We start from the raw sequence: 12,397 nt of genomic DNA, 5'->3' as shown, positions 1-12,397 counted from the left end.
CCGCGGCGCACTCCTGCACGATGCGGTCGGCGGCGCGCGGTGTGCCGCCACCGTCCAGCCAGGCGCGCGCGGAACCGAGGGTGGGGTGTCCGGCGAACGGCAGCTCTCCCCGGGGTGTGAAGATCCGCAGCCGGTAGTCCGCCTCCGGGGCGGTGGGAGGCAGCACGAACGTCGTCTCGGACAGGTTCGTCCACAGCGCCAGGCGCTGCATCTCCTCGTCGGTCAGCTCCGTCCCGTCCAGGACGACCGCGACCGGGTTTCCGGAATAGGGGGTCGTGCAGAACACGTCGACCTGCACGAACGAGCGGGTACGCGGCATGGTCATCAAGGCCTTTCGAGCGGCTGCGGCGGTTTCCGTGCGTCCCGCCCGTCGGCGGACGGCGGGAAGCGGGTCCATCCCAGCGGGCGGGTGCGCGGCGAGGACAGGGCCAGCCGCAACAAAGTGGATTGATTCGCGCGCGTCGGGCAGTCCAGCCCGGTGGTGGGGCTGCTCGGTCGGTTCCTTTCTCGACTTCGCTGTTTCTCGACTTCTCGACTTGTCAGCCGAAGTGCCGGACGCGGGCGGCCGTCGCGGGCGCGTAGGGCAGCCAGTCGTGCACCGATCCGGTCGTGACGAACTCGGCGACCGCGGTGGCGAAGGTGCGGCCCAGGGCCTGCGCGGCGTCGGTGGGCCTGCCCAGCATCGGGCTGTCCGGGTAGGCGTCGAACGTGTTGAAGAAGAAGGGGAGTTCACCGCAGTGGGTGGCGCCGAGGGCGTGCTCGTCCTCGGCCGGCTCGTGGTCGAACTCGTAGACGTAGGTCGCGTTGCCGCCTGCCGCGTGGTGGTCGGCGATCCGCAGCGAGCCGTCGCGGAACAGTTCGTCGGTCTGCACCGCGGTGAAGACCCGTGCCGGGGTGGGCTGTTCGAGCCGGGCGGCATGGCGCCGGTAGACGTCGTGGGCCCGTTCGCCGAGTTGGCCGCTCAGGATCTCCAACGCGCCGTCGTAGGTGAGGTTCTGGATGTGCGGGTCGAACGCGGTGAAGGCCGTCGCCTCGTCGCGGGTGGTGCCGATGAGCAGCGCCTTGCCCTCCAGGGCGCCGTCCGTGAGCGCCCGGGGCAGGTCGCGGGGGACGCCGGGGCCGCCGAGCACCGGGTACATGGGCGGGGCCGCGTTGCCCGGACGGGCCAGTTGCCCGGCGAGCCGACCGTAGGCGGACAGCAACTGCTCGGCGGGCAGGGCGCGCAGTGCCTTTCCGGCATCCGCGCCGCCGGGCACGTCAAGCAGCCGTAGATAGGCCTGGGCGTTCTCGGCCGCGTGCTGCGGGTCCTGCGGGTCCAGGCCGAAGGGGCCGCTCTGCAGCAGTACCCGGTGCACCAGTCCCGATGTCCTGGGGTCCAGCGCCAGCGACAGCGCCGAGTACGCCCCGGCCGACTGGCCGCCGACCGTCACCCTGCCCGGATCGCCGCCGAACGAGGCGATGTTGTCCCGCACCCAGTCCAATACGGCGGCCTGGTCCTGGGGGCCGAGGTTGGCGGCGCCGATCTCCGGCAGGTACAGGTAACCCAGGGGCCCCACCCGGTAGTTCGCGGTGACGACCACGAAGTCGCCCAGTGCGGCCAGCCGGCCGCCGTCGTACCAGTCCCAGCCGCCGGAGCCGCTGGTGAAGCCGCCGCCGTGCCACCACACCAGGACGGGGCGGGCGGTGTTGTCGTCGAACGCCCGCAGTGGAGCGTGGACGTTGACGGTGAGGCTCCCGTCCTCGTTCCAGTCCGGCACGCGCGGGCCCATCACCCGTTCCAGGCGGGAGGGCGCCTGTGGGACGGCGGGTCCGGCCTGCGCCGCCTGCCGCACGTCGGTCCATCCCCGGTGCGGCCTGGGCGGCGCGAAGCGCAGCTCACCGACCGGCGACGCGGCGTACGGGATTCCCCGGAAGGAGACCGCCCCGCCCTGCGTGATGCCCCTGACCCTGCCTCGGTCCGTCGCCGCGATCCGGTCCGTGATGTCCTTCATCGTGCTCACCTCTGTCGTCTCGGTTGCTCCGAGGTGTTTCTATCCGGGAGTATCGGTCCGGGCCAGAAGGAGAGGTTGAGACCGCGAATGAAGGACAGCAGATCCAGGAATTCGGCGAAAGCAAGCCAGCCGCTGAATGAGACGGACAGCCGGATCGCCGCCGCGCTGCTCGCCGCCCCGCGGGCGTCGTGGCGCACGGTCGGGCGGGTCCTGGGCATCTCGGAGCGCACCGTGGTGCGTCGCGCGGCACCGCTGTTCCACGACAGGACGCTGCGCGCCACCGCCGTACGCAACCCCTTGTGGTTTCCCGATCTGATTCCGCTGGCCCTGCGCATCAAGTGCCGGCCCAACCAGATCAGCGCCATCGCCGCCACCCTGGCCCGCCGTGCCGACACGGTCTGGGTGGATGTCCTCGGCGGCGGCGACGAGATCTGCACCATCCTGTTCCTGGACGGGCCGGACGCGCGCAACTCGCTGCTGCTGCGCGACCTTCCGGCCACTCCCGCGGTCCAGTCGTGGACCTCGCACGTCCTCCTGCGGATCTTCCCTGCGGCCTTCGACTGGAGCGGCGGCCTGCTGACGGAGGCCGAGCTGACCAGCCTTCGGCCGGAGACCACCGCCGCGGCCACCCGCCCGGCTCTCCAGCCCGTCGACCACACGCTGGTCACGTCCCTGATCGAGGACGGGCGAGCCTCCTACGCCGACCTCGCCCGCCGCGCCGACACCACCCCCCTCACCGCCCGCCGCCGACTGGAGACGCTGGTCGGCAACCAGGTGCTCAGGCTCGCGACCGAGGTCGACCTGGCCCGGCTGGGCATCCGTACCGAGGCACTGCTGTGGATCACCGTCGCACCGGGCGGCCTGGAGGAGACGGGCCGCCGACTGAGCCACCACCCGCAGGTCCGCTTCGCCTCCGCCACCACCGGCCCGGCCAACCTTCTCGTGGCGGTCGCGGCCACCGATCTGGATGCGCTCTACCACTTCGTGAGCGACACCATCGGCGCCCTCCCCCACATCTCCACCCTGGAGGTCACCCCCCTCCTGAGCGGGGTCAAGAGAACCGGTCTGGTCCGCCCCGGAAGCCTCTGAACCGACGGTGTCACGGCGGACCGACCACGAGACACCGCGCGATCGAATAGTTGCCAAGCCCGATCACCTGTGACCGTTTCCCGCGAGAGGGTTTAGTGCCGTGCCCGGGCCGTGCAGGATGGGACCGTGGCAGGCAATCTCCCCGTCGTGACGACCAGCTTCGTCGGCCGCGAAAGCGAACTCGACGCAGTCGGAACGGCGTTGATCCAGCATCGGTCGATCACTCTCACCGGTGGCGGAGGTGTGGGCAAGAGCCGCCTGGCACTGCGCGTCGCGGAGCGGGTTCGGGACCGGTACGCCGACGGGGTCTGGTGGGTCGACCTGTCGAACCTCTACGACGACCGGCTGTTCACCGCCACGGTCTGCGACGCCGTCGATCTTCTGGACCACAATCCGCGCGCTCCCGTCGAGGCGCTGTGCGAGTGGCTGGCCGGCCGGCAGGTGCTGCTCGTCCTCGACTGCTGCGAGCGTGTACTGCCCGCCTGCCTCCTCCTGGTGAGCGAACTCCTCGCCTCCGCACCGGGGTTGACCGTCATGGCCACCAGCAGACGGCCCATCGACGTCCGGGGTGAGCAGCTCGTCGAGGTGGCTCCGCTGTCGATGGACGACGGCGGTGCCGGGGACGCGGTGCGCCTGTTCCGCGAACGTTGTGCCACGGCCGCCCCGGACGTGTCCCTCGACTCCCCCGGCTCCGCCGAGACCGTCAACGCCATCTGCCGCCGCCTGGAGGGCATCCCGCTCGCCGTCGAGCTCGCCTGCGCGCGGCTGCGGGAGAACAGCCTCGGCGAGATCGCCGAGCGCCTCGCCTCACGCCTCGACACGCTCGTCGACGAGACCATGTGGCCCCGGCGCCACCGGGCGCTCCGCACGGCGATCGGCTGGAGCCACGAACTGTGTTCTCCGCTGGAGCGCCTGCTGTGGGCCAGGCTCTCCGTCTTCCGCGGCCCCTTCGACGCGGCGGACGCGCGGTCCGTGTGCGCCGGCGGCCCGCTCGACGCCGACGCCGTCCCCCGGCTCCTCGACCGGCTGGCCGACCAGTCCGTGCTGCAACGGGTCGGCGTCCGCTACCGCATGCTGGACACGCTGTGCGAGTACGGCGCCATGTGGCTCGCGGAACTCCGTGAGGAGCAGGCACTCACCCGACTCCACGCCGCGCACTTCGCCACCGTGCTGGACGAGGCCGAGGCCGGCTGGCTCAGTGACCAGCAGGTCGCCTGGTACGCGCGGATCTCGGCGAGCCACAGCGACGTACGCGCGGCGCTCGACCACCTCATCGAGACGGACCCCGAGGCCGCCGTCGAGATGGCCGGCCGCAGCGGCCTGTTCTGGCCCTGCTGCGGGCACCTCCATGAATCCCGCGACTACCTCGAACGCGCCCTGGCCCTCGACACGCCCAAGGGCCCCTCCCGCACCCGCGCCCTGTGGGCCCTGGGCATCACCCTCACCCTCCAGGGCGACCACCGCAGCGCCCTGCGCGTCGGGGAGGAATGCGCCGCCGCCGCACACCAGGACGGCGACCCGCAGTCGGAGCTCTTCGCCGCTCACACGGTCGGCCTCACCCACCTCATGGCCGGCCGCCCCCAGGACGCGTACGACGTGTGCGACCACGCCCTGATCACCCACGGCCAGTCACCGCCGTCGGGCGCGCCGCAACTGTGCTGCATGGTGATCCGCACCTTCGCCCACTCCGCGCTGGGCCGACTGGCCGAGGCCTACGAGGCGGCCGTCGCCCTGCGCCGCCTCAGCGTGCGATACGGCGAGCACTGGGCTCGGTCGTACGCGTTCCACCAACTCGCCTTCATAGACCTCCTCCAGGGTCGCGCGCACGACGCCGAACTCCATGCCCGGGCCATGCTCACCAGCAAGCACAACCTCCACGACAATCTCGGCATCGCCCTCGCGCTCGACCTCCTCACCGGGGCGAACGCGGTACAGGGCAACGGCATCGCGGCCGCGCGTACGTCCGGTACCGGGAACACCTTCTGGCGCATGCTCGGCCACCCGAACCACGGCACACCCGAACTCTCCGCGGTCCGCGAGGAATGGGAGCTCCAGGCCCGCAAGGCGGTCGGGGACGACGCCTACGACAGTGCCTTCCACAACGCCCTGAACGACGACGCCGAACAGGGCCTCGCCCTTGTCATGCAGGGCCCGCTTCCGTCCTGACCGCCGACCTCACTCAGGTGCTTCGACGGTGAACGTCGCCGTGAGCCGTTCGGTGCCCGTGCCGTCGTCGAGCCGATGGCGTTCGACGCCGGTGACGTTGCCGTTCAGGGTGCGGTGGGCTTCGTCGTCCTCGAAGAGGAAGATCGCGGGTCCGAGCGCGATCGGATCGTCGTAGCGGACGATGGAGGTCTTCCGCGCGCTGGCGATGGCCTCGTAGTCGTCCTTGTCGAACCGGACGATGCGACGCGCGTCCGCGTCGGGAAAGAAGTAGGTGTCCGGCAGCAGCTTCCGGATCGGGCGCAGTGCCGGCCCGTCGTCGGTCGGTACGGCGACGTGGACATCGGGATGGAGATCGAGCAGCGCTTGGCGGCAACGGCCGCACGGCGGGATGAGACCGCGGCCCCGATCTCCCGCGGCGGCGATGGTGACGAGCGGGCCCGCTCCCGCGGTGGCGGCGACACCGAGTGCGACCAGCTCGGCGCACGGTCCGCCGGTGAAGTGGTAGACGTTGACCGCCTCATGGATCCGGCCGGCCGTGTCCATCGCCGCTGCGGCCACGGTGTGGTTCGGGTCGCTGCCGAGCGTGGCAGCGAGTCGTTCCGCCGCCTCGATGACGCGGCGGTCGGAGTCGGAGAGCTTCATGGCAACCATGCCGGCGACCCTAGGTCAGCCCAGCCCGACTCCTCGACGCCGCCCTGATCGAGACCGGCACCGAGTCCCGCCGCCCGGCTCGTCGCAAAGTCAGAGCCGGGCAAAGGTGCGGGCGAGGCTTGAGCACCCGCTCGGTTTCGCCGGCCGAGGTCATGGGACGATCTTCGCCGAGATGAGCCGACAGGGGGCGGAGATGCAGTACGTGGTGCACGAGGACCCGGTCGGTCGGGCCGAGCAAAACTACATCGCCCAGGCCGATCTGGCCCCCTTCGGCCTCGACGGGCAGATCGAGCAGCTGTGGCTTCGGCCCGAGGCGGACGGTACATACACGGTGGCCTGCATCCCCTTCATGACCCACGGCCTCGCTCTCGGAGACCGGGTGCGTCTGTCACCGGCAGCTCGTGTGGTCGCAGTCGCGCGGAGGAGCGGACACCGCGTCCTGCGCACGCTGCTCTCGCCGAGCGCCGATGCCGAACGGCTTGGCCGCAGCATCGATCTCATCAAGACCTCGATCAGGGAATCCGGACTGCTCAGCGAATGGCACGGGGAACGTTTCGTCGCCGTCGACGTCCCTCCCGGCACCGACATGAACCCGTTGTTCGCCCTGCTGCAACGGGAAGTCGACGAGGCCGGCGCCTTCTGGGAATGGGCCGACACCACGCCGTTCCCCACCACGCGAGACTGACCGCGCCGAACGCCGTGCCGGCGCCGTCGGACCGTCAACGACGGGCGGATGACAGTGACTTCGCCGGCGCGTTCCTTCGCGATCGAGGAGCTCGCGGGCCGCTCCTTGGGCAGTGCCCGCCGCTGTCCGTCGACGCGTTCCAGCACGGCCTCTGAGGTCTGCCGTCCGCAGCCCGCCGATCCTTGTTTCAGTCCCCGAGCGAGTCGCCCCGTGAGCAGCTCCCAGCACCCTTTCAAATAACGTTATCGCACGCGACCCCGCTCCCGTTTCCCCGTACGGCGCACGCCCGGACGCCGTCATACCCGTAGACGTCAGGCAAGGCGCCGCAAGGCCGGTACCTCGCCCGACCCGCGGACCTTCAACGTGACCGGCACGACCACGGACTGCACCGGGCGGGTGGGGTCGGCGATACGGGCGCGGAGGAGTTCGACGGCCGTTCGGCCGATCTCGGTGGTCTGCTGGGCGATGACGGTGAGGGCGGGTTGCAGGAGGTCGGCCAAGGGGACCTCGTCGAAGGCGACCAGCGCCAGACGGGAGGCCGACTGCGGGCCCAGGTGTCGTAGGACCGCGAGGGTCGTGTCCATGTTGCCGGTGACCAGGGCGGTTGCCGGGTCGGGGCCGTGGAGGGCGGTGGCCAGGGCCGCGGCCACGCGGTCGGGGGTGATCTCGCCGGGGTGCACCAGGCCCTCCACCGCCTCGCCGTGGGCGCCCAGGGCCGCGCGGAAGGCCGCGGCGCGCTCGCGGCCGGAGAAGACGCGTTCACTGTCGCCGATGTAGGCGATGCGGCGGTGGCCGTGCTGGTGGAGGTGGTGGAAGGCCATGCCGATGCCGGAGGCGTTGTCGGACATGACGCAGTCCACGGAGATCCCGCTCATCGGGCGGTCCATGGCCACCAGCGGGACGCCCGCGTCCAACTCCGGCTGCAGATAGGCGTGGTTCTCGCCGAACGGCTCGACGATGATGCCGTCGAGGCGCTGGCGGCACATGGAGATCAGGATGTCGTGCTCCCTGGTCTCGTCGAAGTCCGTGGAGGCGGCGAAGAGGGTCAGGCCGGCGTCCCTGGCCGTCCGTTCGATGGCGGCCAGTTCGGGGTTGACCTCGGCGATCCTGCGGACGGCGGCGCCGATCGTGCCGGTGACGCCGGTGCGCAGCTGGCGGGCGCGGTCGTCGGGGCGGTAGTTCAGCGCGGTGATCGCGGCTTCGACCTTGACGACGTACTCCGGCCCCACCGTGGGGTCGTTGTTGACCACCCGGGAGACGGTGCGCAGGGCCACCCCGGCCTCGCGTGCGACGTCGACCATCGTCGGGCGCCGGGGCCGTCCCCCGCTCTCGCGCCGTGCTTGCGTCATCCGGCAGCTCCTCCTCGGATCCCTGAGCGTGAATCCCTCGAAACATCGGACCGATATCAGACCGGCCCTTGACACATTCCCGCAACGCGCTTCTATCCTCGCGATAACGTTATCCCGAGAGGCCACGAGGTGTCGATCCTGTTGGGTCCACCCCCGCCCGTCGGGCCGCATCGTCCCTCCAGGAGACTTCCATGAGGCGCAAACGTCCGACCGTTGTCTGCCTCGCCGCAGCACTCGCCCTCACCGGATGCTCTGCCGCGTCGACCGGGGGTGCGAAGGGTGGCAGCGCCCTGACCTACCTCACCTTCGAGACCCCCAGCCTGACCGCGACGTTCTGGAACACCTCGATCGCGAGCGCCGAGAAGAAGGTCCCGGGCGTCACGGTGAAGAAGATCGTCGCGCCGAGCACGGACCGGGACGCCTACGCCAAGCAGTTGCAGGCCTCCGGGCAGTTCCCGGATCTGCTGCAGTCGATCACCCCGTCGACGTTCGCGACGGCCGGGCTGCTCAAGCCGTACGACCAGAAGTGGGTGGACGCCAACTTCCTGCTGCCGCTGGGCAACGCCTACAAGGGCAAGGTCTACATCCCGCCGACCAACTCGCAGATCATCCCCGAGGTCTTCTACGACAAGAAGCTGTTCGCCAAGGCCCACATCGCCCAACCGCCCAAGACCTGGGCGGAGTTCATGGCCGTGTGCGCCAAGCTCAAGGCCGCCGGTGTCACGCCGGTCGAGCTGGGCGGCGGCGATCCGTTCTCGGCGTCGATGCCGCTGACCGGCATCCTCTCGGCCGACGTGCTGGGCAAGAACCCCAACTGGCTGAAGGAACGCTACGCGGGCAAGGTCAAGTTCACCGATCCCGATGTGAAGGCGGCGGTGGGCAAGTACCGGACGATGGTGAAGAACGGCTACTTCGAGGACGGCGCCCTGGGCGTCAAGTACGCCGACTCCATCACGAACTTCACGTCCGGCAAGACCGCGATGTACATGATGGGCAGCTGGTTCCTCGGTGCGGTGCCCAAGGACCACGCCGACGACTTCGGCGCTTTCCTCACCCCGACCGAGGACGGGTCGCTCGTGGTGCCGTTCTCGGTGGGCGGCTCCATGGCGATCAGCGCGAAGACGAAGGATCCCGCGAAGGCGACCGCGTTCGCCGAGGCCTGGTCGCTGGACCCGGCCAACTACAAGGCCCTGATCGAGGGCGACGGCGCGTTCCCGATGCTCAAGGGCAAGACCCTGGACGACTACGGCGTCGACGTCACCAAGGTCTTCAAGGACTCGTACTCCTACGTCACCCAACAGAACACGAAGGTCTCGTCGTTCGGCTGGGCGACCAACGACGACTCCATGCCCTCCGGGCTCAACAACGCCTTCTACGCGGCCAGTCAGGCGCTGTTCTCCTCGGACGACGTCGACGGGCAGCTGGCCAAGCTGGACGCCGCCTGGGACTCGGCGACGAAGTAAGGAAGCCGCCATGACCACCCGAGTCCGCGCCCGCCGCGGCGACCCCGCCCTGGGCGCGATCGCGCTCGTCGCCCTGGGCCTGTACGCCCTGTTCATCGTCGTGCCCGTGCTGATGAGCGCCTGGAAGAGCCTCACCAACGAGAACCCGCTGCTGGCGCGCGCCGACTTCGTCGGTCTCTCCAACTACCGGGAGATGGCGCACGACAGCGCCCTGGCCGACAGTCTCGGCTTCACGCTCCTGCTGGCCGGGGCGGTGACGGTCGTCGCCAACGCCGCCGGTATCGGCTTCGCGATGCTGCTCAACAGGACGTCGCTGAGCTTCCGGATGATGCGTACCCTCGCGTTCCTGCCGCAGGTGCTGTCCGGGGTCATCGTCGGCTTCGTCTGGCGCTACATCCTGGCCCGGGACGGCATCCTCGACAACGTCCTCGTCTCACTGGGGATCATCGACAAACCGATCACCTGGCTGGGCAGTCCGCACCTGGCCGCCTTGTCCGTGGGGATCGTCTCGGCCTGGGTGCTGACCGGGTTCACCACCGTCGTCCACCTCGCCGCGCTCCAGTCGATCCCGGTCGAGCTGTACCAGGCCGCGATGGTCGACGGAGCCGGCCGCTGGCAGCGGTTCCGCCGGATCACGTTCCCGATGCTGGCCCCGGGCACCACCATCAGCGTCACGATCTCGCTGATCACGATGCTGAAGCTCTACGACATCATCACCGTGCTCACCTCGGGCGGGCCGGCCAACTCCACGCAGTCCACCGCCCTTTACATCATCCAGCTCGCCTTCACGGACGACCGCTACGGCTATGCCTCGGCCGTCGCGATGCTCCTGCTCGTCGTCTCGATCGTGATCGCGCTGTCCGTGACCGCCCTGCTGCGCCGCCGGGAGGTGGACCTGTGAGCACGTCGACCTCGCACCGGCCCATGACACACGGGCGGACAGCACCCTCTCCGGCCGTACCGGCGCGGCGCGGGAGCCGCCGCCCCTGGGCCGGGCGCGGGCACCTGGTGGCAGCCGCGCTGCTGACGCTGGCCTTCGTCAGCCCGGTGTATCTGACGATCGTCAACGCCTTCAAAACGCAGGACCAGATCGTCCGCGATCCGGCGGCTCCCCCGGCCCCGCCGACCGCCCACAACCTGTCGGACGCGCTCGCCCGGCCCGACCGGATCGTCCAGATCGGGCTGACCAACTCGGCGGTCACCGTGGTCGTTTCGGTGCTGCTGATCATCCCGCTGGGCGCCGCCCTCAGCTTCTGGCTCTCCCGCCGCTCGGCCCGGCTGCGCAGGATCGTGCTGGCGGGCTTCGCCGCCGGTCTGATGATCCCGCCCGCGGTGGTGCTGCTGCCCACCATCCGCGTCCTGACCTTCCTGCACCTGGACCACACCTATCCGGGCCTTGTCCTGGCCAACGTCGGCGGCGGCTATCTGTCGTTCGCGGTGTTCGTCTACTCCGGGTTCCTGCGGTCGATCCCCGGCGAGATCATCGAGGCCGCGACCGTGGACGGCGCCGGGAGCCTGCGGATCTGGCGAACGATCGTCATGCCGCTGCTGCGCCCGGCCACCGCGACCGTCACGATCTTCCTGTCGCTGTGGATCTGGAACGACTTCATGAATCCGCAGTTCATCCTCGGTCCGTTGCACGGCCAGACGATCACCACGGGGCTCTATCTGTCGGTCGGTCAGTACTCCACCAACTACGCCCAGTTGTTCGGCGTGATGTTCCTGGCCGCGGTCATCCCCGTCGCCGGATACCTCGCGCTGCAGAAGCAGTTCATCGCCGGACTGACCTCGGGAGCCACCAAGTGACCACAAGGACCGACGAGTTGACCGTGGGCATCGGCAGGAAGGGCGTCCCGGACCTCGCCGACGTCGCCGGGCACTGGGTCGGCGCCGACGAGATCGCGCATCTGCCCTCCCTGCGCAATCAGCAGGGCCAGGCCCACGTCAACCACGACCTGACCTCACTGTCCTGGCTGGCCGCCCCGCCGTTCACTTTCGGCTACCACACCGGCGAGCTGCGCGTCGACGGCCAAGTCCCGGCCGCGCAGCGGTACTTGTGGAAGCCGTGGGGTGTACTGCGCGAACACCGCCGCGCGGACGGCCTGTTGGTGACCACCGACACCCGCATGGCCCTGAACCGGGATCTGCTCCTGTGGCGGATCGAGGTCACCAACGACGGCGCCGAGGCCCGGACCGTCGAGCTGACCCAGGACCTCTTCGCGATGGCCGCCCACTCCGAGGTCGGCTACGGCTGGCTCTACGACGGCCCGTGGAACCACGGAATGCACCACGATTTCATGGCACTTGAGCGCATCCGGGCCACGACGGGCGGAGCCGAGCCGCACTACCTGCTCTCGCCCGCGTCACGGCGCCTCCGCCTCGGCAGGCCCCGCGTCCCCGGCATCCAGCGCGACGAGGACCACGGCCCGATGCTCCTGGACGACGCGCTCCCGGCACACGTCAGCCACGACAAGGAGCCGGAGCCGCGGGCCGGCGTCGCAGGGGCCGTACGCGGACTTCGGGTGGTGGGGGCCGACGGCGAGGTGATCCTGCGAACGGCCGACGAGCCCATCGCGTTGACGCCCGACGGCGAGACGACTCTCGCCCCCTTCGCCCTCTCCCCCGGCCTGACGATCGGCTTCGAGCTGCGGCTCGACGCGGCGGGCCAGTCCGGGACCGTGCTCACCCATGGCAACCACCCCGACTCGCTGCAGATCGGCGTCGAGGACGGCCGGCTGTGGCTCGGCATCACGGGAGAGCGGGAGTTCACCGATGCCGAACCCGCCGTCGGGGCCTGGCGCCGGATTCGTATACAAGTGGCGGCCGACCACGTCGTGCTACGGCTCGCGGGCGCCGAGATCGCCCGTACCCGGCACTGGACGGAGTCCCAGCGCTGGGTGACCCGTGTCGAGGACGGCACGGTCGCCTTCGCGGACTCCCGGTCACCGGCGCGGGCCGTCCACGCCTTCGCCGGGCCGCCCGCCGAACTCGGGGCCGCGGGCG

General features: G+C 70.2%; 10 protein-coding genes and 1 pseudogene. 7 read left to right on the top strand and 4 right to left on the bottom strand.

Annotated elements, in window-relative coordinates; all coding sequences use genetic code 11:
* Together R6V09_RS32075 and R6V09_RS32070 are read right to left on the bottom strand one after the other, a co-directional pair.
* Positions 1–325, bottom strand: a 325-nt coding sequence (locus R6V09_RS32075; RefSeq protein WP_317884964.1) for a PhzF family phenazine biosynthesis protein, incomplete at its 3' end; no start/stop codon positions are given.
* Positions 326–539: 214 nt separating this feature from the next.
* Positions 540–1,991 (bottom strand): carboxylesterase/lipase family protein, encoded by a 1,452-nt coding sequence (locus tag R6V09_RS32070; protein WP_317884963.1) that lies wholly within the window; start codon positions 1,989–1,991, stop codon positions 540–542.
* Positions 1,992–2,078: 87 nt separating this feature from the next.
* Between R6V09_RS32070 and R6V09_RS32065 the strand changes: the two genes are divergently transcribed.
* The gene (locus R6V09_RS32065; RefSeq protein WP_317884962.1) at positions 2,079–3,080 is read left to right on the top strand and encodes an Lrp/AsnC family transcriptional regulator; all 1,002 of its coding nucleotides are present in this window, start codon (positions 2,079–2,081) and stop codon (positions 3,078–3,080) included.
* A 126-nt stretch (positions 3,081–3,206) separates the two neighbouring features.
* Positions 3,207–5,246 carry an ATP-binding protein gene (locus tag R6V09_RS32060; RefSeq protein WP_317884961.1) on the top strand — a complete coding sequence of 680 codons (2,040 nt, stop codon included), beginning with the start codon at positions 3,207–3,209 and terminating at the stop codon, positions 5,244–5,246.
* 9 nt (positions 5,247–5,255) lie between these two features.
* Here the strand turns inward: R6V09_RS32060 and R6V09_RS32055 are convergent, their stop codons facing one another.
* A complete protein-coding gene (locus tag R6V09_RS32055; RefSeq protein ID WP_317884960.1) occupies positions 5,256–5,897 on the bottom strand; it encodes a cytidine deaminase family protein in 642 nt (213 codons plus the stop codon).
* Between the two features lie 193 nt (positions 5,898–6,090).
* On the opposite strand from R6V09_RS32055, the gene R6V09_RS32050 reads away from it, so the two are divergent.
* Entirely contained in the window at positions 6,091–6,582 is a 492-nt protein-coding gene (locus tag R6V09_RS32050) for a DUF4265 domain-containing protein (RefSeq protein WP_317884959.1), read from the top strand.
* Between the two features lie 311 nt (positions 6,583–6,893).
* On the opposite strand, the gene R6V09_RS32045 is transcribed toward R6V09_RS32050, so the two are convergent.
* On the bottom strand, positions 6,894–7,931 hold the full coding sequence (locus R6V09_RS32045) for a LacI family DNA-binding transcriptional regulator (RefSeq protein ID WP_317884958.1): 1,038 nt from the start codon (positions 7,929–7,931) through the stop codon (positions 6,894–6,896).
* Positions 7,932–8,122: 191 nt separating this feature from the next.
* Here R6V09_RS32045 and R6V09_RS32040 point away from each other — a divergent pair, with 191 nt between their 5' ends.
* From R6V09_RS32040 to R6V09_RS32025, 4 genes and pseudogenes are all read left to right on the top strand, one after another.
* Positions 8,123–9,394: an ABC transporter substrate-binding protein gene (locus tag R6V09_RS32040; protein WP_317884957.1), complete on the top strand. Its 1,272-nt coding sequence runs from the start codon at positions 8,123–8,125 to the stop codon at positions 9,392–9,394.
* A 10-nt stretch (positions 9,395–9,404) separates the two neighbouring features.
* Positions 9,405–10,295 carry a carbohydrate ABC transporter permease gene (locus tag R6V09_RS32035; RefSeq protein WP_317884956.1) on the top strand — a complete coding sequence of 297 codons (891 nt, stop codon included), beginning with the start codon at positions 9,405–9,407 and terminating at the stop codon, positions 10,293–10,295.
* On the top strand, positions 10,292–11,200 hold the full coding sequence (locus tag R6V09_RS32030) for a carbohydrate ABC transporter permease (protein WP_317884955.1): 909 nt from the start codon (positions 10,292–10,294) through the stop codon (positions 11,198–11,200). Before R6V09_RS32035 ends, R6V09_RS32030 begins: the two co-directional genes overlap by 4 nt.
* Positions 11,197–12,397, top strand: a pseudogene (locus R6V09_RS32025) (hypothetical protein); the annotation flags it as partial. The gene R6V09_RS32030 and the pseudogene R6V09_RS32025, both read left to right, overlap by 4 nt.

Source organism: Streptomyces sp. W16 (assembly GCF_033194735.1).
GTDB lineage: Bacteria > Actinomycetota > Actinomycetes > Streptomycetales > Streptomycetaceae > Streptomyces.
Note: the sequence above shows the minus strand (reverse complement) of the source record. Positions and strands in the feature narration are given on the sequence as shown.

Excerpts from the sequence above, each read along its gene's own strand:
- R6V09_RS32070 (WP_317884963.1), bottom strand. The coding sequence starts at position 1,991 with ATGAAGGACATCACGGACCGGATCGCGGCGACGGACCGAGGCAGGGTC.
- R6V09_RS32065 (WP_317884962.1), top strand. The coding sequence starts at position 2,079 with ATGAAGGACAGCAGATCCAGGAATTCGGCGAAAGCAAGCCAGCCGCTG.
- R6V09_RS32055 (WP_317884960.1), bottom strand. The coding sequence starts at position 5,897 with ATGGTTGCCATGAAGCTCTCCGACTCCGACCGCCGCGTCATCGAGGCG.
- R6V09_RS32050 (WP_317884959.1), top strand. The coding sequence starts at position 6,091 with ATGCAGTACGTGGTGCACGAGGACCCGGTCGGTCGGGCCGAGCAAAAC.
- R6V09_RS32045 (WP_317884958.1), bottom strand. The coding sequence starts at position 7,931 with ATGACGCAAGCACGGCGCGAGAGCGGGGGACGGCCCCGGCGCCCGACG.
- R6V09_RS32040 (WP_317884957.1), top strand. The coding sequence starts at position 8,123 with ATGAGGCGCAAACGTCCGACCGTTGTCTGCCTCGCCGCAGCACTCGCC.
- R6V09_RS32035 (WP_317884956.1), top strand. The coding sequence starts at position 9,405 with ATGACCACCCGAGTCCGCGCCCGCCGCGGCGACCCCGCCCTGGGCGCG.